Raw genomic sequence first — 21225 nt, forward strand, 5'->3', positions numbered from 1 at the left:
CTAAAATAATAATCCATCGTTTTCTTGATCTTGAATGATGTCGTTTGTTGGCGTATTTTGCGGCAACGGCGAGTCGTTCGTGTAGTACTCATCAGCGCCATTATAGTATCCTTTATAGACGCCATCAGGCTGCTCAAACGCACGTCTTAGGGTAGGGTAGAGCTTGATGTAGCCCTCCATAAATTTCTTAAAGACCGGTGCAGCTGTCCTGCTGCCGCCCTCGACCTTTTTCATAGGGCTGTTATCGTCGTTTCCGTACCAGATGATGGCCTCGATATCAGGCGAATAGCCGCAAAACCAAGCATCGATGCTGTTGTTTGATGTGCCAGTTTTGCCAGCGATCTGGATGCCATTTACCTTTGCGTTGCGTCCGGTGCCGTTGTTTACGACGTTTTGAAGCAATGTTGTCATCAAAAATGCCTGCTCAGGTTTTAGCACTTGCTTCTTTTGAGGCTCATAGTCCATCGACGCGCCAAAGCTATTTTCTATATGCTTGATGAGTGTAGGCTCGACTACTTCGCCATCGTTTGGAAACATCGAGTAAAATTTCGCAAAGTCAAGTGGCGAAATTCCAAAGCTACCAAGTGCGATTGATAAATTTTCAGGGATGTCGTTAAAGCCCATATCCGTAAGCTGTTTGCGAACTGAGCTAAGACCAAGATCGTTTAGTAAATTTATGGTTGCGAGGTTGCGAGACTGGGTTAAGGCTGATTTTATCGTGATGTAGCCTTGAAAGCCGCCGCTATAGTTCTTTGGCGTCCACTCTTTGCCGTTGCCCATGTCAAACGTCTTAGCGATATCAGCTACTTGAGAGACGACTGAGTAGCCGCTATCAAGGGCTATTTGGTAGATAAATGGCTTAATGCTAGATCCTGGCTGGCGCTTGCTTTGGGTAGCGCGGTTGTAGCTACTTTTTGCGTAGTCGATGCCGCCAATTAGAGCTAAAATTTGTCCGCTTTGTGGATGAGTGACGACGATAGCGCCATTTAGCATCTCTGGATTTGCCTTTTTATCTCTTTTTAAAATTTCATTGTAGCCATAGACTAAAGCGTCCTGAGCGATCTTTTGCACGTTTAGATCGACGGTGCTTTGTATCTTGTAGCCGCCAGTTTTTATATCGTCAAATTTCTTTGAAGCCTCTTTTATGATCTCATCGACCACGTAAGGGGCTTTATTGCGTGTGAGCGTATCGTCAAAGACTGCTGGCTCTTCAAGCACGCCCTTGCGGTACTCATCCTCATTTATCCAGCCGATGCTATACATCCTTTCAAGAACCCTGTTTGCGCGGCTAAGAGAGAGGTCGAGGTGCTTTGTAGGATCATATGTGCTTGGCGCTTTTGGCATGCCAACTAGCATCGCTATCTCTTTTATGCTTAGCTCATTTAGCTCTTTTCTAAAGTAGCCCTCCGCAGCCGTTTTGATGCCGTAGTAGCCGTGTCCAAAATATACGTGGTTTAGGTATCTTTCGATGATATCCTCTTTGCTAAGCTCGCTTTCAAGCTTCATAGCAAGCACGACCTCTTTTATCTTTCTTGTAAATTTCTTCTCGCGGCTTAGGGCTAGGTTTTTTATAAGCTGCTGAGTTAGCGTGGATGCGCCTTCAACTAGCTTTCTAGCTTTGATATCCTTTATAGCCGCTCTTGCCATGGCTTCTACGTTGATACCGCCATGCTCAAAGTAGCTCGTATCCTCGATAGCCACGAGCGCTTCGATGACACGTGGCGGGATGTCGTTATACTTTACATAAATTCTGTTTTCTTCAAAGATGTTTGCGATAAGCTCGTTGTTTCTATCAAAAATTTGTGTCGCAAGCTTTGGCTTGTAGTCGATGATGGAGTAGGCGTCAAACCTCACTTGCGAATAAAAGTATAAAAACGCTCCACCAAGTGCGATGGCAACTACAAAGATAAATGCCAAGATATATTTCATAAAAATGCCTTTAATATTTTTAAATTTAGCCCCATTGCCGTGCTTGTCTCGCCGTGCTGGGAGATGATGTATTTTTTATTAAAATTTTCTATCGTCATGGCTCCAGCTTTGCCTTGCCACTCGCCACTTTCTAGGTAGCTTTTTAGATCTTGCTCGCTAAATTTAGCAAATTTATATGTGGTCTTGCTCACATTTATAAGCTCAAATTCGCCTAAAAATATCATCGCCGTATAGACGCTACACTCATTGCCACTTTGTAAATTTAGCATAGAAAGTGCCTCGTTTGTATCCTTTGCCTTGCCTAAAATTTTATACCCACACGCCACGCAGCTATCTGCAAAGAGTAAATTTAAAAGCTTGCCATTTGCCTTTAAAAACTGCTCTTTTTTAGCTTTTACGACGTTTTGGACATAAATTTCTGGTTTTAGGCTCTTTGCTATCATGCTCTCATCAAAACTGCAAGAAATTTGTTTAAATTCTATCCCAGCATCTTTTAGTAAATTTGCCCTTGTTGGCGAGCTAGAAGCAAGAGTGATCATCAAAAGCTCCTATAGCTCACACCAAGATAGACAGCCGCGAGTGAAGCTAGTAAATTTAGAGGCGTGAAGTAGTAGATGATGACGATTAGGCTCTCGTTTAGCTCGATCATCTCGTGTGATCTTAGAGTTTTTAAAGCCTTTTTGTATCTATAAAAGATGTAGCTTAAATTTAAGAGTAAAAATAGCTCTATCGCCCATTTGGTCGCTATTATCGCACTTGCCATCGGATTTTGCATTTTGCCATCATCAAAGTAAAAGATTATTATTAAACTAGTTAGCGCGATGACAAGAACTAGCGCAAAGATGGCTAGTCCAAAGCGTCTTATGATGTGAAGCAGGATGTGATAGCGCTCTTTATCTTCAAATTTATTTTTTATAAAATAGCTTCCAGCAAGCACCAAACCAGCTTGTAGCCCTATAAAAAGAGCTACGAAGCTAATGTGCAAGAAGATGATTAGTTGATCAAATTTAAAAAAAGCGATCTCTTGATGAATCATTTTTCTAAAGCTTGCCTTGCATACTCAAGTGAGCTTTTTATGGCGTCTTCGATAGCTAGAGCATTTTTGCCACCAGCTGTTGCAAAGTCGTCTTTTCCGCCGCCATTGCCGCCAAGAATTTGCGCTGCAAATTTAACCCAAGCGCCAGCTTTTAGTGGAGCATTTTTTACGCCAGCTGCAAGAGAAATTTTACCCTCTTCATCTGTTTGGATCAGTAAAATAGCAGCCTTTTCATGCCCATTTTTAAACTCATCTATCAAAGTTTTTATGTCGCCACCATCGATGTGTGCCACACAAAGTTTAGTTTCATTTACATTTATAAAGGCTAGCTCCCCAGAGCTTTTAGCGTTTTTTAGCTTATCTTTTAAGCCTTTTATCTCGCCTTTTAGCTTTTTAACGGCATTTAGTGGCTCTGTGCTTTTTAGCTCATCTTTTAGCTCTTCAAGCTCAGCTCTAAACGACCTTGCTAAATTTAGCGCAGCCCTTGAACAAACAGCCTCTATACGCCTAACGCCAGCACTTACGCCGCTCTCTTTTGTGATGAAAAACGATCCGATCTCATCTATATTTTTCACGTGTGTGCCACCGCAAAGCTCTTTGCTGACATCGCCAAAGCTCACAACTCTTACTTTGTCGGCATATTTTTCATTAAATAGTGCAATCGCTCCGCTTTTTTTAGCCTCTTCAAGCTCCATAACCTGTGTTTTTGCATGTGCGCCGTTTAAGATCCACTCATTTACAAGGTTTTCGACCTTTGAAATTTCTTCGCCAGTAAGCGCCTTTGGATGAGAGAAGTCAAATCTTAGCCTATCTGCCTCGACGTTTGAGCCAGCTTGAGCGATATGTGTGCCAAGCACGCTTCTAAGGGCTGCGTGAAGCAAGTGTGTAGCACTGTGATGACGTGCGATCTCCGCTCTATCACTGCCCACTTCGAGCTCTACTTCGTCGCCAACTTTTAGTGCCGCGCTAGTTTTTACTAAAGATAAATTTAGCCCGTGGAATTTTTGTGTATCAAGCACATTTGCTTTACCTGCTATCTTACCGCTGTCGCCGCACTGGCCGCCACTTTGAGCGTAAAATGGAGTGACATCAAACATCACCCAGCCCTCTTTGCCAGCATCTAGGCTATCTACATTTTTAAATTCTTCATCAAGTAGGGCTAGAATTTTACTTTTACTCTTAAGCTCTTCGTAGCCTATAAATTTATTCTCGCCAAATTTCTCAAGTAGCTCTTTAAAATCGCCCTTTGCACTCTTGTCGCCACTGCCTTTCCAAGCAGCTTTTGCACGTGCTTTTTGCTCGCTCATAAGCTCATCAAACCTTGCCTCATCGACCTTTAAGCCCTTTTCTCTAAGCATATCAGCCGTTAGATCAAGTGGAAAGCCAAATGTGTCATAGAGCTTAAACGCAGCCTCTCCGCTAAAAATTTCTTTTGTATTTTTAAGCTCACTCTCAAATAGTTCCAAACCACTAGCGATAGTTGCTAAAAATCTCTCTTCTTCAAGCTTGATCTGCTCTTTTACAGCCGCTTTTTTCTCGTTTAGATAGGTGTAGTGCTCTCCCATGAGCTCGCAAACTTTATCGACAAGCTTATACATAAATGGCTCTTTTATGCCTAGCAAGTATCCATGGCGGATCGCACGGCGTAAGATACGGCGAAGCACGTAGCCACGGCCTTCTTTGTCAAATGTCGTGCCCTGAGCTAGCAAAAATGTGACTGAGCGGATGTGATCGCTTATGACGCGGTAGCTAGCGCCACTCTCATAGACGTATGGCTTGCCACAAAGCTTTGCTACTTCGCTAATTAGTGGCATAAAAAGTGTGCTATCGTAGTTGCTAAATTTACCCTGTAAAATGGCAGTAACGCGCTCAAGTCCCATGCCTGTATCGATGCTTGGCTTTGGTAGTGGGCTTAGTTTGCCATCTGCGCTTCTTTCATATTGCATGAAAACAAGGTTCCAGATCTCTAAAAATCTATCTCCATCGCCGCCCATGTAATCTTCTGGTGTGTTAAAGTGCTCAGCGCCTTGATCGTAAAAAATTTCACTGCAAGGGCCGCATGGTCCAGTATCGCCCATTTGCCAGAAGTTATCATGGTCGCCGAAGCGGTAAATCCTCTCTTTTGCGATGTGAGTGCTCCAAATTTCAAACGCCTCATCGTCGCTTTCATGAACGGTTACATAAAGCTTATCTTTTGGTAGTTTTAGCACTTCTGTGACAAATTCCCAAGCGTAAGCGATCGCCTCTTTTTTGAAGTATTCGCCAAAGCTAAAGTTGCCAAGCATCTCAAAAAATGTGTGGTGGCGCGCTGTGTAGCCGACGTTATCAAGGTCGTTGTGTTTACCACCAGCTCTTATGCAGGTCTGACAGCTAGTGCGGATAGGTGGTGTTGGGCGTGGCACTTCGCCTGTGAAAATGCTCTTAAATGGTACCATGCCAGCATTTGTAAAAAGTAGTGTTGCATCGTTTGGCACGAGTGGTGCAGAAGCTACGACTTCGTGACCTTTTGATTTAAAAAAATCAAGATATGCCTTTCTTATATCTAAATTTTGCATTTTTATCCTCGTTAGTTTTAAAATTTTGCTTGATTTTAGCCAAAATTCGTTTGCGAAATTCTAAAAAGAGAAAAAATAGTGATATTTTGAAAACTATCTCTTGTTTTATCTATTTAAAAGCGATTTGTAAATAAAATAATTAAAAATTTCTAAAGTTTTAAAGGGTGAATGTGAAGCTAAAAATCGGCATTATCGGCTATTGCAGCACAGGCAAAAAACATTATTTAGAGCTTAGACGCTCAAACGAGTTTGAAATTTGTGGCATTTTTGACAAAGACAATGTTGATGAGTTTTGCAGAGCTGATTTTTATACTGATTTTAAAGAATTTATAGAGGTTGCCCAGCCTCAAGCAGTCGTGCTTTGCTCGCCAAGAGAGGAGATGGTTGAGGCATTTTGCCAGTGCGCAAAATACTGCCAAAACATCCTCATCTCACGTCCAGTTTTTAAAAGTATCGCAGATCTTAAAGAGATAAAATATGCCGCCAAAACAAATAAAACTAGGGTTTGCACGGGAATTTCTGAGCGTTTTAACCCAACTATCTTGTCACTTAAAAAAGCACTTTTAAAAGAAGAGGAAATTTATAGCATCTCAATCGCTCATTTTAAGCCACTTTGCGATGGAAATATCATAAATGAACTCTCAGTTTCTGACATCGACCTAGCAAAAAATATCATAAATTCTGAAGTCAGCGACTTTTACTACACTCAAACAAACAAGACAAATGCCAAAAGTGCCGATAACGCGGCGATAAGCTTTAAAAGTAAAAATCAAATTCTAGTGCATATCACTGACTCATTTTGTGGCTCACTAGAGCGCTTTAAGATAGAGGTAAATGCGAAAAATGGCGTCTATTTTGGCGATCTCATCGATCACAAGCTTCATCAAGTGAGCGAAAATGGACAGATGAATTTAAAGATAGATACAAATAATAGTGAGCTAAAAGCGCAATACGAGGCCTTTTACGATCTTTGCCAAAGTGGCGAGAGTAGCGAACTTTCAAACATAGATGACGCGATAAAGATAAGAGAACTATTTTGATGAAAAAAGCTCTTTTGCTTTTAAATATGGGCGGTGCAAACAGCCTTGATGATGTCGAAATTTTTTTAACAAATATGTTTAATGACCCATATATTTTGGGTATAAAAAATAAATTTATAAGAAAATTTGTAGCTTTCATGATCACAAAAGGCAGACTAAAATCAGCTCAGCATAACTACATGCAAATAGGCGGCAAATCGCCACTTTGCGAGCTTACAGCTAAGCTTTGTGACAAAATTTCAAGCTTGCAAAGCGAATTTGACGCGGTTGATTTTGCGATGAACTACACTTCGCCATTTGTAAAAGATGTGCTTAAAAAGTATGAAAAATTTGATGAGATAGTGCTTTTGCCGCTCTATCCTCATCACTCACGAACTACGATAACTTCGAGCTTAGCTGATTTTAAAAAGGCAAAAGAGGAGCTTAATTTTAAAGCTAAAATTTCACTTTGCGAGCCATTTTATGATGATGACGCTTACAATAAGATCATTATCTCCCACATCCGTGAAGCGATAAAAGATACCGATATAAGCGATATTAGCCTCATTTTTTCAGCTCACTCTTTGCCTCGCAAGATCATAGAAAATGGCGATATCTACGAAAAACACATAAACGAACATGTGCAAATTTTAGGCAAAATGCTAAAAGAGCAGGGGCTAAATTTTAAAGATGTGAGCCTTGCTTATCAGTCACGTCTTGGCCCAGTTAAATGGCTAGAACCATCTCTAAATGAGGCTTTGGCAAAGTGCGAAAATAAAAAAGCGCTTATCTATCCGCTCTCTTTTTGCATAGACAACTCTGAGACCATTTTTGAGCTAGTTATCGAGTATGCCAAGCTTGCAAAAGAGCTAAGCTTTAGCTTTTATAAAGTGGTAGAGTGTCCAAATTTTAGTGATGAATTTGCTAGTTTTATCCTAGAAAAATCAAAAAGCGCTAGAGAATTTAGCCTTTAGGAATAAATCTTGCTTATAAAGAGCATCTCAAATTTAAAAGGAGATGTATGAAGGTTCAAAATAACGATATTATCGATTATTTGTTGCAGTCAGGCTCAAGCAAAGCTAAAGATAAAAAAAATAGTTTTGATGAAATTTTAAGTCTAACGCTTGATAAGATCACAAGCGAGGCGAAGGTTTCAGACAAGCTTGAGCAGTTTAAGAAAAGGCTTACAGAAATCGGTGCTGCTGGCTTTATAAATGAGCTAAATTCAAACAAGATAGAAGAGAAAATAGCTCAGAAAAAAGAGGAGCTAACTGAGCTTTTAAGCATAAATGATCCGACTAAAACGCAGGATCAAAAAAATGAGCTACTTAAAATAATGGATAAAATTTTAAGTGACTACCGCAAAGAGCTAAACATGGCACTTACGAGCCAAACACTGCTTGAGAAGCAAAATAGCCTTGGCAAAAATACAAATAATTCTGTAAATTTAAGCTCTGTCTTAAATGAACTTGGACTTGCATAAATTCTGGATTTAGGCCGCTTGCCTAGATCCAGAATTTCTACTTTAAACTCTAAATTTGAAATTTAATATTTATATCTTAGAAGTTAAATTTAATCTAATGCTGGTTTTTGCTTTGCTTTGTCGTTTTTGAGCTTGTCTTTTTTAGCTTCAAACTCAGCTATGACATTAGGATCTGGGAATAAATAGCCATCTTCAACCATTAGATCAACTGCCTTTTTAAATGTCGGCAATGCACTTTGCGCACCAAAGTAGTAGTAAGGCTTTTTAGGGTCTCTTGCTAAAACGCCTATAGTGTAGCTGTTGCCTCTCGTGTCATTTACGAAGCCAAAAAACGAGCCATTATAGGTGTTGCTATATCCACCTTTGCCAGAAGCGATGTGTGCGGTACCAGTTTTTCCGCCTATTTCAAGACCTGGCGTAAATGCCTTTAAACCAGTGCCTTTTTCAACTGTTTTTATCAAAATTCTCTTCATTATCTTTGCGGTCTCTTGCGAGATGACCTGCGCTGGCTCTGCTTTTGGCAGATCGTATCGCTTGCCGTTTCGCTCAAGATATGCCACCATGTGTGGCGTCACCTCGATGCCTTTGTTGTTAAAGGTGTTAAAGGCTTTCAAAAGCTGCATAAATGTCGCTTGAAGGCCGTATCCGTAGCTAACTGTCGCTTTATAGGTCAATGAATTTAGTTTAGTAACCGTTGGCATCATGCCTACTTGCTCGTATGGCAGGTCGATGCCAGTCTTTCTTGAAAAGCCAAAATTTAAAAGCCCTTGATAAATTTGGGGACCATTTAGGCGTTCTACTAGCTGGATCATGCCGATGTTTGAACTATGCACGATGATGTCTTCAGCGCTCATAAAAGGCTCTGGGTGGGTATCTTTGATGATCCTTTTGCCTAGCTGATAGCGACCATTATAGGTATTTACTAGCTCAAAAGGATTTACTTTTTTTTCTTGAAGCAGTATGGAGAAGATAAATGGCTTAAAAACCGATCCAACCTCGTATGCATACTCGCTTGCGCTCGAATTTAGCGCGCTGTAATCTTGCTTTCTTATATTTGATGGATCATATCTTGAGCTAGAAGCTAGGGCTAGAATTTCTCCATTTTTGCTATTCATTATGCAGATGATTAGCTCTTTTGCATCTAGAAATTCACGCTTTTCATCTAAAATTTGCTCTAACTTGGTTTGAAATTTAAGCTGTACAGAAAGCACCGCGTTGTAGCCATCAACTCTTGTTGCTAAATTTGAATCACTGGTTAAGATTATATTGTTGCCAATATCACGCGGGCCAAGGATTTTGGCGTTTTGTATCGGAGCTAGGTAGTCCTCGTAGTATCTCTCAAGCCCTTTTACACCTTTGCTTTTGGTAAGTGCGTCGCTCTCTGTTTTACTCACGTAGCCAATAGCTGGCGTTAAGGCGTCTTTTGACATAAATTTACGGTTTTGACCGCTCTCCATCACTCGCATACCTTGAAACGAGGCAAGCCCAGTTTTTGGGTCAAGATATGAGATCAAAATGCCCTTGCGGTTTAGCTTTCTAGAGAGCTCTTGAAGGTAGGTAGCGCCCTTTGCGTCGATGCTGTAAGAGAGCGTGACAAGGCCTTTTGTGCCGTTTATGATCTTTCTTACTTTGTTTGGATCGTCGCCTCTATAAAGCGAGTAGAGCTTGATAAACATCTCTTTTTTGTTTGGATCGATGTTTCTGGTGTCAAGCATCACTTTGTAGAGTTTTTGGCTTGATGAGATGCTAAAGCCGTCTTTTGTGACGATATTGCCTCGGATTGCGGTATTTACGTCGCTTGTCTGAAGCTTAGGAAGCTTTCGCTCGATGCTTGCTCTATAAAATATAACGAGCACAAAGATTGAAATTCCAAAAGTAATTAATAAAAAAAGTATGGTTATTTTTGATTTTCTGGAATTCATTCAATGGCCTTAAATTTGCGTTCTTGAAATTTCTTTGTATGCGCTTAGTGCTTTGTTGCGAATCTCTAGCATAAGCTTCATACTAGTCTCTGCTTTGCCTATCGCGATAGCTGCTTGGTGCAAGTCTTTTACCTCGCCAGTTGCGAGATCAGCTATGGCTTTATCGGCGTTTATTTGAACCTTATTTAGCTCTTTTAAAGAGTCGTTTAGTGCGTTTTCAAAGCCGCCTTCTTCGCCCGCTTTTGCTATTTTGTTTGAATTTTCGTTTTTGTTTAACTTATCTAAATTTATGCTATTTATCATTATGCTTGTCCTGAAATAAGTGATATCGCACTTTGTGCTATTGTCTTTGCGTTTTGAAATGACGCTACATTTGCTTGATAAGCCCTTGTCGCCTCGAGCAAGTCAGCCATCTCGATGACTGGGTTTATATTTGGAAATGCGACGTAGCCATTTGCATTTGCATCTGGGTGGCTAGGGTCGTATTTTAGTTGAAAGTCTTTGTCGTCGCGCACCACTTTATCTACGATCACGCTAGTTAAGGCAGGGTGAGCGTTTTTGGGTGAGCTTGGGTCATCGAGTGGATTTTCATAATCAAGCAGACTTTGTGAGTTTTTAAGTTGATCGTTTAAAATTTTATCAAAGTTCATCTCTTTAAAGATGACCTCTTGTCTTCTGTAAGGACCGCCCTCAGCCGTTCTTGTGGTTTGAGCGTTTGCTATGTTTGAGCTGATGACGTTCATTCTGAAGCGTTGTGCGCTTAGTCCGTATCCACTAATATCAAAATCATTTAAGTATGACATCATCTCTCCTAGTTCTTAGCGCTTGCGTCTATTACGCTTTTAAAGATATTGCCCTGAGCCTTGTATGCGCCATCAAGGGCGTTTATCATAACTGTGTTTTTGCCCATTTCTGTTGTTTCAACATCAAGATCGACCGTGTTTGCGTCATTTCTAGCCATGTGACCATCACGCAAGAAAATTTGAGCTGTGTCGCTTTTTGGAAAATCAACCGCAGCCATGTGCGCTTCGTTTGTTTTAGCTAAATTTAGTTTTTTGCTCTCTGAAACGTTATAAATTTCATTTGCTTTTTCTCTTAAAACATCTTCAAATCTTACATCTCTAGCCTTGTAAAATGGTGTATCAACATTTGCAAGGTTGCCAGAGATGAGCTTTTGGCGTAGTTCTCTGCCTGCAAGGGCTGATTCGACTAATGGGCTAGATTTTGATCTATCTAAAACAAACATTTAAAAATCCTTATAAATTTTCACATTTTTATAAGCAAATGATGTTCCAAATATAAGGCAAATTTATTTTGTTTCATAAATTTTTGCCAAATCTTCTTTCATTTTTGTGACTTTTATGCCGCCAAGATAGTATTTTACTCCGTATTGTCCGCTATCTACGTCTGTTAAAATTTGATATTTGCCGTTTTTTATCACCACCTTAAAAGGTAGTGCGATCTCGTGTTTGTATTCGATATCTCTTACGATTTGCTCGGCAAGTCTGTCATTTATCTTTTGATCGTTTGTTATGAAGTAATAGGCGTTAAATTTTTGCATAAATTCATGCAAAACATACTCATTTGTGACATTTTCAAAGTGAGTTAGTCCGATTATCGTAAATTTATCTTTATTTTCAAGCTGATATTTTGTAAGCTCGGCTGCCTCTTTTTGGCAAGGCGGGCAAAATGTGCCAAAAATGTCGATCATTAAAACCTTATTTTCATCATTTTTGATAGCAAAGCCGTGATCTTTTCTAACCAAAGTAAGCTCCTTGCCGCTTACATCTACGAGCTTAACCTCTTCATTTGGGCTAAATTCTTTAAAATTTGCACTGCTGCTCTCATCATCGCCGCAACCAAAAAAAGCAAATAAAGTGATTATTAAAACGAGTAAATTTTTCATCTTATCCCTTAAACATATCTTTTTATAGCAGCTCTTGCCTCTTTGTCTGCCTCGCGCCTTTTTAAAGTCTCGCGCTTGTCGTGTAAATTTTTACCTTTTGCGAGGGCCAGCCTTGCTTTTACGATGTTTTTATCACTTAGATAAAGTGCTAAAACAACTAGGGCAAGCCCATCTTGTGAGACTTGACCGAAAATTTTATCGATCTGCTTTCTATGCATCAAAAGTTTTCTGGCTGCTCGCTCATTTGGACGAAATGCGCTGTGTGTAGTCTCAAGATAGCTGATATGGGCGTTTAGTAAGAAAAGCTCACCTTTTATGACGCGCACAAAGCTATCTTTTAAATTTGCTCTGCCAGCCCTTAGAGCCTTGACCTCGCTGCCTTTTAGCACGATGCCAGCTTCAAAGGTCTCAAGTATGCTAAAGTCGTGCAAAGCTTTCTTGTTTTTCGCTAGATCTTTTATCAAAATTTTACCTTTTATTTTACGCTAAATACGCTACTGCCGCTGCCGCTTAGAAATTTATCCCTAAACTCGTTCATCTGTGGATAGAGCTTAAAGCATGGGGCAAAAAGATCGTTTAGCTCCTCGTTTTTATAAATTTCAAGTAGCTCTGCGCTTTTTAAATTTTGCATCTTTTTTGCAGCATTAACGTCTATGTATTGTAAGAAATTGCTTCTAAATTCTTGATAAACCATCGGTGTAGAGCAAAAAACATTTGGCGTGAAGATATTTAAATTTGGCACTTCATCATCAAATTCTTCTATGATCTCGCCTATGCCGCTTACATTTGCTGCCTTGTAGCAACTTACAAAAAAGGCCACGTCAGCACCGATTTTAGAGGCTATTTGCATCAAATTTTCGCGTTTTATATTTAAATTTAGCTCGTCATTTACCATAAGTAAAAAAGTGGCGGCGTTTGAACTGCCTCCTCCTAGACCAGCACCTATTGGGATTTGTTTGTTGATGATGATTTTGTGAGAGCTAAAAAACTCATCTAGCTCATTTGAAAAGCCAGCTCTTTTTAGCTCGTCTATCGCTTTTTGTATGATATTCTCTTTTATCTCTTTGTTGTCGCATTCGATAGCAAAAGAATTTGACCTTTCAAAATAAATTTCATCAAAAAGCTGCTCGCAAAGAACAAAACGTGACAAAATTTCGTGGTAGTTGCCTCTGGTGCCAACTACCTTCAAAAATACGTTGATCTTTGCAAAGCTTTTCATTTCTCGATTTTTTTCGCAAGCTCGTGGATATCGGCTTCGCTTGCTTTTTTTGTGGCGTGGATATTTTCGTTTTTGATATCGTTTGCCAGCTCGCTTCTTAGTATCATTGTGTTGCGCGGAGCCTCGATACCAAGCTTAACGGTGCTTTTTGAGATACTTACTACGACGACTTTTATGTCGTTACCTAGTAAAATTTCTTCGTTTTCTTTTCTTGCTAAGATTAACATTTTTCTACCTTGTTTAAAGTGTAATTTATAGTATCATCCATGATTTGGATTACGCTCATAAATTTATCATAATTTAGCAAATAAATTCCTTGTATTTGTGTTTCAAAATCGTTAATTTTTAATTTCTTGCCGTCAAGTATGTTGTTAATATCCCCAAAATACGTATTTTGCTTAATATTTAAAAAATTGCAAATATTTAAAAATTTTTCATTTTCATAGCGAAATTTACCCTCGCTTACCCTCTTTAATGAGCTTAAAGTTACATTATAACCAACTTTTTGCCCAAAAATTTCTGCATAAGAGCGGATGTAACTCCCCTCACTTACGCTTAAACGAAGTGTCAAAAAAGGGTGTGAGTAGTTTAAAATTTGGCTTTCATAAATTTCCATAGTTTCTGGCTTTAGCTCAAATTCTTCGCCGCTTCTTGCTAGCTTGTAAGCTCTTGTGCCATTTACATGTTTGGCGCTAAATTTTGGCGGGATATAGCTTATCTTGCCTATTAGCTCGCCTCTAATGGCTTCAAGTTTTTCTAAACTTAGCTCTTTTACATTTAAAATTTCAGTGATATTTTCATTATCCATGCTTGGACTGCTCGCCCCAAGCCAGATCGTCGCCTCATAGACCTTTGGGCTTTTGTCTAAAAATCTAAAAAATTTCGTATACGAGCCAAAAGCGACTATCAAACAGCCACTCGCAAATGGATCAAGCGTGCCTGAAAATCCAGCCTTTTTGACGCCATATTTTCTCTTTAGTCGCCCTAAAAAGTGGTTTGAGCTCATGCCAGCAGGCTTGTTTGCCACGAAAATGGCGTTCATACGGCCTTTTCCACGAAGCTTGACATTATCTCTCTTACATTGCCACCAAAATTTATAGTCAGTTTAAACTCTTTTTTGATCTTGCTAACCGCGCTTACTCTGCCGATACCAAAAATTTTATGTTTAACAAGGTCGCCTTTTTTAAATTCATTGCTCTGTTCGATAACTAGCGAGCCATGCGTGATACCACTCTCGCTTAAAAATCTACTCTTATTTAGCCTTGTGCGCTGACCTTTGTAAAAGCGCGAATTTGCAAAGCTTAGGCTAAGCGTCTTTTTAGCTCTTGTTATCGCCACGTAAGCGAGCCTACGCTCCTCTTCGATGTCGCTACCATCGCCAATGAGCGGGAAAAATCCCTCTTCAAGGCCGATCACAAAAAGATGCTCAAACTCAAGTCCCTTGCTTGCATGCACGCTCATTATACTAATAGCTTCGTCGCTAATGCCGTCTTGCTCGCTTGTTAGCGTGATCTCGTTTAAAAACTCCTCCAGATCAAAGCTTGGATTTTGCTTGATCTGATCTTTTAAAACGGCATAAAACTCGTCGATGTTCGCCGCTCTTTCAGCTCCATCTGGCAAGCTCTCGTAGTATTTTTTTACGCCAAATTTAGCTTCAAATTTATCTATCAGGTCAAAAACCGAGCTGCTTTCTTGAAGCTCTTTTAGGTTGTTTGCAAACTCAAGAAGGGCTGATTTTACCTTTTTGCTAAAGGCTTCGTCGTTATCAGAGATGTTTGAGATCGCCTCGAAAATAGAAATTTTGCCCTCAAAGGCCATCTTTTCAAGCTTATCAAGGCTCACCTTGCCTAGTCCTCGCTTTGGGCGGTTTATTATGCGCCTTATTGAAAAGTCGTCATTTGGATTGTTTATCAGCCTTAAGTAGCTTATGATATCTTTGATCTCGGCTCTTTCGTAAAATTTAACTCCACCAACCATTTTATAGGCGATCTGTTCTTTGTTTAGCCCATCTTCAAGTGAGCGAGAGAGCGCGTTTATACGGTATAAGATCGCGATATCTTTGGCCTGCACGCCTTTGCTTAAAAGCTCTTTTATATTTTTTGCGATCTTGCCAGCCTCTAAATTTTCATCAAAACTCTCTATCAAATTTACAGCTTCGCCTTCGCCTTTTGTGCCTACAAGCTTTTTGCCAAGGCGGTTGCGGTTATGATCTATCAGTTCGTTTGCAGCCTTTAGTATCGCTTCACTCGAGCGGTAGTTTTTCTCAAGTCTGATAATCTTTACGTTGCTAAACTGATCCTTGAAATTTAAGATATTATCGATCTTTGCACCTCGCCAGCCGTAGATGCTTTGGTCATCATCGCCCACCACGCAGATGTTTTCGTGGCATAGGCAGAGCTTTTTTAGCAGTTTATACTGAAGATCGTTGGTGTCTTGATACTCATCGACCATTATGTATTTGTAGCGGTTTGAAATATCTCTTGCCAGCTCTTCGTTTTCGTCTAAAATTTTATATGTAAGACCTAGTAAATCATCAAAATCAACAAGGTTGTTCGCCTTTAAATAGTCCTCGTACTTTTCATAAATTTGCGCTGCTTGCTTGTAAAAGTTGTCTTTGCTCTTGTCAAAAGAGGAGAAATTTGCGTTTTTATAGACCTCTTCGACGCTTAAAAGTGAGTTTTTATAGTTTGAAATTTCACTTGACAAAATAGCCGTGGCGACTGGGCTTTCAAAGCTTTTAATGATGCGTTTTTTATCGTCTGTGTCGATTATGACGAAGTTGTTTTTTCTGTCAAGCTTTTCTATGTAGAGCTTTAAAAACAAAAGTCCAAATTTGTGAAATGTGCAAAGAAGCGGCGAGTAGTTTTTGCCGCTTTGGCTTAGCATCGCCATGGCTCTGCTGCGCATCTCGTTGGCGGCTTTGTTTGTAAAAGTAAGAGTTAGCGTGTTTGCCGCGTCTATGCCGACCTCGCCGATGAGATAGGCAAGCCTAGTCGTGATCGTCTTTGTCTTGCCACTGCCAGCACCCGCTAGTATGAGCATCGCACCGTCTATGTGGGTGGCCGCTTCGCGCTGGGCTTCGTTTAAATTTGATAGTAAATTTTCCATTTTTCGCTTTTTAAATTTTCTTTTGATTTTAGCCAAAAATGCTTAAAATTACTATCTTTTCTTAAATATATCTTTATTTTTTGGGTTTTGCAAAAAGACTGAGGCTGATTTTTTAGCGTGATCGACTTGCTTCTCTTTTGGCTTGTAGATAGAGAAATTTACAAGGATCGGGCTGTTTTCAACCAAAATTTGAACCACTGCTCCAAGTGGAAAAGAGACCACTGAGGCGAAATTTTCACTACCAAAGCCAGCCTCAAAGCTAAGCTCATCTTGCGTTAGCATGGTACTCTCAAGCGTGTAGCCACCAAGTGAGAACATAATGACTGGCATGCTAAAGCCACTGCTTATCTCATCTGGCAAGCTAGGCTCAAAGCTAACTAGCGGCAAATTTGCCATAACTGAGAAATTTACCCCCTTGTCAAGCAAAAAATCAATGCACTCATAGACGTGCATCTTCATCAAAAGCGCAAATTTCTCATCATCTAAAATTTCATCTAACATTTTATTCCTTTTGAAATTTCTAAAAATTCATCTACTAGCTTTTTAACTTCATTTATGCCTATCTGCCAGAAATTTTTATCATCTATGTCAAAGCCAAATTTGCCTACAAGCTCCCTTGGGCTAAGACTTCCACCAAGGCTTAAAAACTTGGTGTAAATTTCCACAAAATTCTCGCATTTGCCACTTTTGTAAAGTCCAAAAAGTGCAAGCACTAGAAGCTGCGCGTAAGAGTAGGCGTAGCAGTAAAATGGTGTGTGGATGAAGTGTGGGATGTAGCTCCACCAAATTTTGTAGTAGTCATTTAGCGTGACGCTTTTGCCAAACATCTTTTTGCTCTCTTTTAGCCAAATTTTATTTAGCTCATCTAGGCTGATCTCGCCCTCGTGTGCGTGCACGGCGCGCTCAAAGGTGGTGAAATTTATCTGGCGGTAAAGTGTGGCAAATATATCCTCGATCTTGCCAGCAAGCAGTGAAATTTTCTCTTTTTTGCTAAGGCTCTCTTTTATGTGGTCAAAAACTAGCATCTCGCAAAAGACAGACGCCGTCTCAGCCGTAGTTAGCGGAGTGTCTGAGTTTAGGTAGCTTACGCTATAAGAGAGCTTTTGATGCACGGCATGGCCAAGCTCGTGGGCAAGCGTAAAAAGGTCTCTTCTCTGGTTTGTGTGATTTAGCAAAACATAAGGATGCGTGTCACTTGATCCAGAGTGAGAAAATGCGCCACCCCGCTTGTTTGGCGCTGGGTAAACGTCGATCCAGCCGTCATTAAAGGCACTTTTGGCTATATCTCCAAATTTAGGTGAAAATGTCCCAAACGCCTTTAAAACTATCTTTTTGCACTCATCAAATTTATACTCCCCCTCGCTGCTAAGAGGCGCGTATCTATCGTAGTCATAAAGTTTTTTAAGGCCTAAAATTTCTTTTTTTCGCTCGTAAAATTTAGCAACTAAATCAAAATTTTTCTCCGTCACAGCAATTAGCGAATCAACGCTTTTTTTACTAATCTGATTTTCAAGGTGTCTTGGCTCTTCAGGAAGCTTGAAATTTCGCAGCTCGCAGCTCGTTTTTAGATCAGTTTTTATCATATTATATATGTAGCCAAGAAGGTGCTGGTGTTTGCTAAGCTCATTTGAGAGGCTTTTTGCTGCTAGCTTTCGCACGCTTTGGTCGCTCTCATGAAGCTTGGCTAAAATCTCTTCTTCATTTAAAAGCTCGCCTTTAAATTTAAACCTCATCTTGCTCATGCTCTCATCAAAAAGCCTTGAAAAGCCCTCTGCTCCGGTGCTTGCCGTGCGAAGTAGCACTCTCTCTTCCGCAACGCTAAGTTGGTGCGGTTTTGCTTTGGCGAGGTTGCTTAGATAGTAGCCATATTTTTTAGAGCTTTTGATGATCTCTTCTTGTTTTTTAGGGGCAAATTCATTAAATTTGATCTCAAAAAATATCAAATTTTCATTTGCTTTTGTCGCTATCTCATCGATTTTCGCGTAGAATGCACCCTTGCTTGTATCTTTGGCAAAATTTAAAAAAGCGTATGTCATTACTTTTGAAATTTTAGCTATCAAGCTTTCATATTCAGAAAATGCCTTTAAAAACTCGTCTGTTTTTAAAATTTCATAATTTTCAAGGTATTTATCTTTAAATTTCTCGCACTCTTTTTGTAAATTTAGTGCGTTTTGTTCGCACTCTTTTTCGTTTGCAAAAAGTGCTTTTAGATCCCAAATTTGCATATTTATCCTTTAAATTTTTGGGACATTTTACAAAAAAATGGATAAAAGTAAAATTTCAGCCAAAATTTAGCTGAAATTTTATGAAGGTTAGTTTGAAGTCTCTGAGGCTACGGCTGTAAAAAGCACGTCTGATGAGCTATTTAGTGCAGTTTCAACTGAGTCTTGGATGACGCCTATCGTAAAGCCAACTGTGACAAACTGCATAGCGATGTCATTGCCGATGCCAAAAAGTCCGCACGCTAATGGCACTAGAAGTAGTGATCCGCCAGCCACGCCTGAAGCACCGCATGCGCCAAGGGCTGAGATGAAGCATAGAAGTAGTGCATCGCCAAATGTAACCGTGATAGATGGGATAGAATTTACCGCAGTAAGCGCTAGGATGCTAATGGTAACTGCCGCACCGCCCATGTTTATGGTGGCTCCTAGTGGGATAGAGATCGAGTAGAGCTCCTCTTTTAGTCCTAGCTTTTTGCAAAGCGCCATATTTACAGGGATGTTTGCAGCCGAGCTTCTTGTAAAAAACGCTGAGATCGCGCTCTCTTTTAAGCAGATCATCACAAGTGGATAAGGATTTTTCCTAGTTAGTGCAAAAACCATCGCTGGATAGACGATAAATGCCACTACAAGCATCGCTCCAACAAGAACCAAGATCAGTTTGAGATATCCTGCAAGTGTCCCAAATCCAGTGTCATGAATGCTAATAGCAACCATACCAAAGATGCCAAATGGAGCAAGCCTAATGATAAATTTAACGATATGAGTTACGCCGTCGCTTATATCTTTAAATACCTTTTTGGTCTCAGGTGTAGCATATCTCATAGCGATGCCGCCACCTATCGCCCATGTGATGATGCCTATGTAGTTGCCATTTGCTAGGGCGGTTATCGGGTTTTCAACCATTTTATAAATAAGATCTTTTAATACGTTTGTGATGCCTTGTGGGGCAGACATATCAGCACTTTGCAGACCTTTTAGCGGTATCTCGATAGGAAATAAAAAGCTTGCAATGACTGCCACAACAGCTGCTAAAAAGGTACCTATAAGATAGAGTGTGATGATCTTTTGCATGCCTTTTGTATGACCAAAATCTTTTAAAATGATAGAGGTTGCAACTAAAACAAATACAAGAATAGGTGCGATCGCTTTTAGAGCGCCTTTAAACAAATCTCCTAAAACTGAAGCCGAAGCAGCGATAGAATCAGCCGAACTAGCCTTTTCTTTAGCTTCATTAAGCTGTTTTGCTTCATCTTGGCTAAGACGAGTTTTTATAACTTCATCTACGCTTAAGCCACTATCTTTTTGGATGGTTTGAATTTTAGCTGAGATTTGGTTGTAAGGGGCTGCCTGATAATGTGTGTAAAAGCCAACTAGGGCACCTAGGATGATACCAACTAAAATTTGAACGATCAAATTTCCGTCGGCGTATCTTCTTGCAATGTTTTTAAACATATTCATTTGACACCTTAATAAATTAGTTTTTTGTTGATTCTAGCTAAATGATTTTTAAATATAAAGAAATTTAAAAAGATTAATTGGCTTTTTATATAGATTTGTTACAATTGCACGAAAATTTAACCAAGGAAAAGGACTAAAATGTATCTATTTACTTCTGAAGTTGTAAGTCCAGGTCATCCAGATAAATGCGCTGATATTATCGCTGATAGCATTGTTGATACTATCTTAACGCAAGATCCAAATGGACGCGTCGCAAGCGAAGTTTTTGTCGCTGGAAAAAATATAATAATAGGCGGAGAGATAAACTCAAAGGTAAAACTCTCTTATAAAGACTACGAAAAGATCGTAAAAGATGCTCTTGCGCATATTGGATATGACGGAAAGAGCAACTTTACAAAAGAGCAGTGCTTGCACCCAGATGATATCGAGGTCAAAGTCTGCCTAAATCAACAAAGCCCAGATATAAATCAAGGCGTTGATCAAAGTGACGGCGAGATCGGAGCAGGTGATCAAGGCATCATGTTTGGCTTTGCGAGCTGCGAAGCAAAAGAATTTATGCCAGCAGCTATAACTTATGCAAGAATGCTTTGTGAAAAAGTCTATAAATTTGCCAAAGCAAACCCTGATAAACTTGGTGTTGATATAAAAACACAAGTTACGATTGATTATGGCAGTAAAGATAACTTTGAAAACTGCAAACCTCAAAGTATCCACACTATCGTCGTTTCTGCTCCTTGCGTGGAGAGCATGAAGATAGAAGAGCTTCGCGCATTAATACAAAATTTAATAGACGAAACTGGCCTTCCAAAAGAGCTATATAATAAAGAAAAAACGATCATCTATATAAATCCAACAGGTAGATATGTAAATCACAGCTCACTTCACGATAGTGGTCTAACGGGCAGAAAACTAATCGTCGATAGCTTTGGCGGATATAGCCCAATAGGTGGCGGCGCTCAGTCAAGTAAGGACTACACAAAGGTTGATCGCAGCGGACTTTACGCAGCGCGCTGGATAGCTAAAAACATAGTCGCTGCTGGCCTTGCTAAAAAATGTATCGTCCAGATAAGCTATGCAATAGGTGTTGCAAAGCCAACTTCAGTTAGCGTTGATACTATGGGAACTCACGCAAATGGCGTAAATGACGATATGCTTTCAAATTTTGTAAGCGAGCATTTTTCTCTAACGCCTCGCTGGATAACAAATAAATTTGGCCTTGATAAACCAAGCAAAGATACATTTTTATATGCAAAAGTAGCTGCAAAAGGCCAAGTGGGAAATGCAAAATACCCTTGGGAGAAGCTTGACGCAGTCGATACTTTTAAGGCTTTACTAAAAAAATAATCAAAAAAAGTGGCTTTATCTAAA

21 protein-coding genes are annotated in these 21225 nt (G+C 39.8%); 4 read left to right on the forward strand and 17 right to left on the reverse strand.

Going from position 1 to position 21225, the window contains the following annotated elements; translation table 11 throughout:
* From MTT29_RS00670 to alaS, 4 genes are read right to left on the reverse strand one after another with little or no spacing between them, the layout of a single operon-like run.
* A complete protein-coding gene (locus tag MTT29_RS00670; protein ID WP_107832811.1) occupies positions 1-1929 on the reverse strand; it encodes a transglycosylase domain-containing protein in 1929 nt (642 codons plus the stop codon).
* Positions 1926-2468: a septum formation inhibitor Maf gene (gene maf / locus MTT29_RS00675; RefSeq protein WP_103598469.1), complete on the reverse strand. Its 543-nt coding sequence runs from the start codon at positions 2466-2468 to the stop codon at positions 1926-1928. The genes MTT29_RS00670 and maf overlap by 4 nt, the downstream gene beginning before the upstream one ends.
* Positions 2468-2965 carry a 3-isopropylmalate dehydratase gene (locus tag MTT29_RS00680; protein ID WP_103598470.1) on the reverse strand — a complete coding sequence of 166 codons (498 nt, stop codon included), beginning with the start codon at positions 2963-2965 and terminating at the stop codon, positions 2468-2470. The genes maf and MTT29_RS00680 overlap by 1 nt, the downstream gene beginning before the upstream one ends.
* The gene (alaS, locus tag MTT29_RS00685; protein ID WP_429799459.1) at positions 2962-5520 is read right to left on the reverse strand and encodes an alanine--tRNA ligase; all 2559 of its coding nucleotides are present in this window, start codon (positions 5518-5520) and stop codon (positions 2962-2964) included. Before alaS ends, MTT29_RS00680 begins: the two co-directional genes overlap by 4 nt.
* A gap of 170 nt (positions 5521-5690) precedes the next feature.
* Between alaS and MTT29_RS00690 the strand changes: the two genes are divergently transcribed.
* From MTT29_RS00690 to MTT29_RS00700, 3 genes are read left to right on the forward strand one after another with little or no spacing between them, the layout of a single operon-like run.
* The gene (locus MTT29_RS00690) at positions 5691-6560 is read left to right on the forward strand and encodes a Gfo/Idh/MocA family protein (protein ID WP_012139985.1); all 870 of its coding nucleotides are present in this window, start codon (positions 5691-5693) and stop codon (positions 6558-6560) included.
* Positions 6560-7513: a ferrochelatase gene (hemH, locus tag MTT29_RS00695; RefSeq protein ID WP_429799460.1), complete on the forward strand. Its 954-nt coding sequence runs from the start codon at positions 6560-6562 to the stop codon at positions 7511-7513. Before MTT29_RS00690 ends, hemH begins: the two co-directional genes overlap by 1 nt.
* Before the next feature lie 47 nt (positions 7514-7560).
* Positions 7561-8022, forward strand: a complete 462-nt coding sequence (locus MTT29_RS00700; protein WP_021084467.1) for a hypothetical protein — start codon at positions 7561-7563, stop codon at positions 8020-8022.
* 89 nt (positions 8023-8111) lie between these two features.
* On the opposite strand, the gene MTT29_RS00705 is transcribed toward MTT29_RS00700, so the two are convergent.
* From MTT29_RS00705 to sstT, 13 genes are all read right to left on the reverse strand, one after another.
* Positions 8112-9944, reverse strand: a complete 1833-nt coding sequence (locus MTT29_RS00705) for a peptidoglycan D,D-transpeptidase FtsI family protein (protein WP_149718264.1) — start codon at positions 9942-9944, stop codon at positions 8112-8114.
* A gap of 9 nt (positions 9945-9953) precedes the next feature.
* Positions 9954-10247: a flagellar hook-basal body complex protein FliE gene (fliE, locus tag MTT29_RS00710; RefSeq protein ID WP_002941937.1), complete on the reverse strand. Its 294-nt coding sequence runs from the start codon at positions 10245-10247 to the stop codon at positions 9954-9956.
* Entirely contained in the window at positions 10247-10747 is a 501-nt protein-coding gene (flgC, locus tag MTT29_RS00715; RefSeq protein ID WP_012139981.1) for a flagellar basal body rod protein FlgC, read from the reverse strand. Before flgC ends, fliE begins: the two co-directional genes overlap by 1 nt.
* An 8-nt stretch (positions 10748-10755) precedes the next feature.
* Positions 10756-11190 (reverse strand): flagellar basal body rod protein FlgB, encoded by a 435-nt coding sequence (flgB, locus tag MTT29_RS00720; protein WP_103558540.1) that lies wholly within the window; start codon positions 11188-11190, stop codon positions 10756-10758.
* 63 nt (positions 11191-11253) lie between these two features.
* On the reverse strand, positions 11254-11850 hold the full coding sequence (locus MTT29_RS00725; RefSeq protein WP_429799461.1) for a TlpA disulfide reductase family protein: 597 nt from the start codon (positions 11848-11850) through the stop codon (positions 11254-11256).
* A gap of 8 nt (positions 11851-11858) precedes the next feature.
* Positions 11859-12311 (reverse strand): SsrA-binding protein SmpB, encoded by a 453-nt coding sequence (smpB, locus tag MTT29_RS00730; protein WP_035170093.1) that lies wholly within the window; start codon positions 12309-12311, stop codon positions 11859-11861.
* A gap of 14 nt (positions 12312-12325) precedes the next feature.
* Complete coding sequence (locus tag MTT29_RS00735; RefSeq protein WP_429799462.1) at positions 12326-13069, reverse strand: 4-(cytidine 5'-diphospho)-2-C-methyl-D-erythritol kinase; 744 nt, start codon at positions 13067-13069, stop codon at positions 12326-12328.
* Entirely contained in the window at positions 13066-13296 is a 231-nt protein-coding gene (gene csrA, locus MTT29_RS00740) for a carbon storage regulator CsrA (protein WP_002941828.1), read from the reverse strand. The genes MTT29_RS00735 and csrA overlap by 4 nt, the downstream gene beginning before the upstream one ends.
* A complete protein-coding gene (truB, locus tag MTT29_RS00745; RefSeq protein ID WP_103636977.1) occupies positions 13290-14111 on the reverse strand; it encodes a tRNA pseudouridine(55) synthase TruB in 822 nt (273 codons plus the stop codon). The genes csrA and truB overlap by 7 nt, the downstream gene beginning before the upstream one ends.
* Entirely contained in the window at positions 14108-16177 is a 2070-nt protein-coding gene (locus tag MTT29_RS00750) for an ATP-dependent helicase (protein ID WP_429799463.1), read from the reverse strand. The genes truB and MTT29_RS00750 overlap by 4 nt, the downstream gene beginning before the upstream one ends.
* A 51-nt stretch (positions 16178-16228) precedes the next feature.
* Positions 16229-16678 carry a hypothetical protein gene (locus tag MTT29_RS00755; protein WP_225723746.1) on the reverse strand — a complete coding sequence of 150 codons (450 nt, stop codon included), beginning with the start codon at positions 16676-16678 and terminating at the stop codon, positions 16229-16231.
* Entirely contained in the window at positions 16672-18402 is a 1731-nt protein-coding gene (locus MTT29_RS00760; RefSeq protein ID WP_103599345.1) for a M3 family oligoendopeptidase, read from the reverse strand. The genes MTT29_RS00755 and MTT29_RS00760 overlap by 7 nt, the downstream gene beginning before the upstream one ends.
* 87 nt (positions 18403-18489) lie before the next feature.
* Complete coding sequence (gene sstT, locus MTT29_RS00765) at positions 18490-19857, reverse strand: serine/threonine transporter SstT (protein ID WP_429799464.1); 1368 nt, start codon at positions 19855-19857, stop codon at positions 18490-18492.
* 138 nt (positions 19858-19995) lie between these two features.
* On the opposite strand from sstT, the gene metK reads away from it, so the two are divergent.
* Positions 19996-21201 (forward strand): methionine adenosyltransferase, encoded by a 1206-nt coding sequence (metK, locus tag MTT29_RS00770; protein ID WP_429799465.1) that lies wholly within the window; start codon positions 19996-19998, stop codon positions 21199-21201.
* Positions 21202-21225: the final 24 nt, after the last annotated feature.

Origin of the sequence: Campylobacter concisus (assembly GCF_050447485.1) — a bacterium.
GTDB lineage: Bacteria > Campylobacterota > Campylobacteria > Campylobacterales > Campylobacteraceae > Campylobacter_A > Campylobacter_A concisus_BQ.

Bases quoted from the DNA above. Each gene is read 5' to 3' on its own strand.
- MTT29_RS00670 (WP_107832811.1), bottom strand. From the start codon at position 1,929: ATGAAATATATCTTGGCATTTATCTTTGTAGTTGCCATCGCACTTGGT.
- maf (WP_103598469.1), bottom strand. From the start codon at position 2,468: ATGATCACTCTTGCTTCTAGCTCGCCAACAAGGGCAAATTTACTAAAA.
- MTT29_RS00680 (WP_103598470.1), bottom strand. From the start codon at position 2,965: ATGATTCATCAAGAGATCGCTTTTTTTAAATTTGATCAACTAATCATC.
- alaS (WP_429799459.1), bottom strand. From the start codon at position 5,520: ATGCAAAATTTAGATATAAGAAAGGCATATCTTGATTTTTTTAAATCA.
- hemH (WP_429799460.1), top strand. From the start codon at position 6,560: ATGAAAAAAGCTCTTTTGCTTTTAAATATGGGCGGTGCAAACAGCCTT.
- MTT29_RS00700 (WP_021084467.1), top strand. From the start codon at position 7,561: ATGAAGGTTCAAAATAACGATATTATCGATTATTTGTTGCAGTCAGGC.
- MTT29_RS00705 (WP_149718264.1), bottom strand. From the start codon at position 9,944: ATGAATTCCAGAAAATCAAAAATAACCATACTTTTTTTATTAATTACT.
- fliE (WP_002941937.1), bottom strand. From the start codon at position 10,247: ATGATAAATAGCATAAATTTAGATAAGTTAAACAAAAACGAAAATTCA.
- flgC (WP_012139981.1), bottom strand. From the start codon at position 10,747: ATGTCATACTTAAATGATTTTGATATTAGTGGATACGGACTAAGCGCA.
- flgB (WP_103558540.1), bottom strand. From the start codon at position 11,190: ATGTTTGTTTTAGATAGATCAAAATCTAGCCCATTAGTCGAATCAGCC.
- MTT29_RS00725 (WP_429799461.1), bottom strand. From the start codon at position 11,850: ATGAAAAATTTACTCGTTTTAATAATCACTTTATTTGCTTTTTTTGGT.
- MTT29_RS00735 (WP_429799462.1), bottom strand. From the start codon at position 13,069: ATGAAAAGCTTTGCAAAGATCAACGTATTTTTGAAGGTAGTTGGCACC.
- csrA (WP_002941828.1), bottom strand. From the start codon at position 13,296: ATGTTAATCTTAGCAAGAAAAGAAAACGAAGAAATTTTACTAGGTAAC.
- truB (WP_103636977.1), bottom strand. From the start codon at position 14,111: ATGAACGCCATTTTCGTGGCAAACAAGCCTGCTGGCATGAGCTCAAAC.
- MTT29_RS00750 (WP_429799463.1), bottom strand. From the start codon at position 16,177: ATGGAAAATTTACTATCAAATTTAAACGAAGCCCAGCGCGAAGCGGCC.
- MTT29_RS00755 (WP_225723746.1), bottom strand. From the start codon at position 16,678: ATGTTAGATGAAATTTTAGATGATGAGAAATTTGCGCTTTTGATGAAG.
- MTT29_RS00760 (WP_103599345.1), bottom strand. From the start codon at position 18,402: ATGCAAATTTGGGATCTAAAAGCACTTTTTGCAAACGAAAAAGAGTGC.
- sstT (WP_429799464.1), bottom strand. From the start codon at position 19,857: ATGAATATGTTTAAAAACATTGCAAGAAGATACGCCGACGGAAATTTG.
- metK (WP_429799465.1), top strand. From the start codon at position 19,996: ATGTATCTATTTACTTCTGAAGTTGTAAGTCCAGGTCATCCAGATAAA.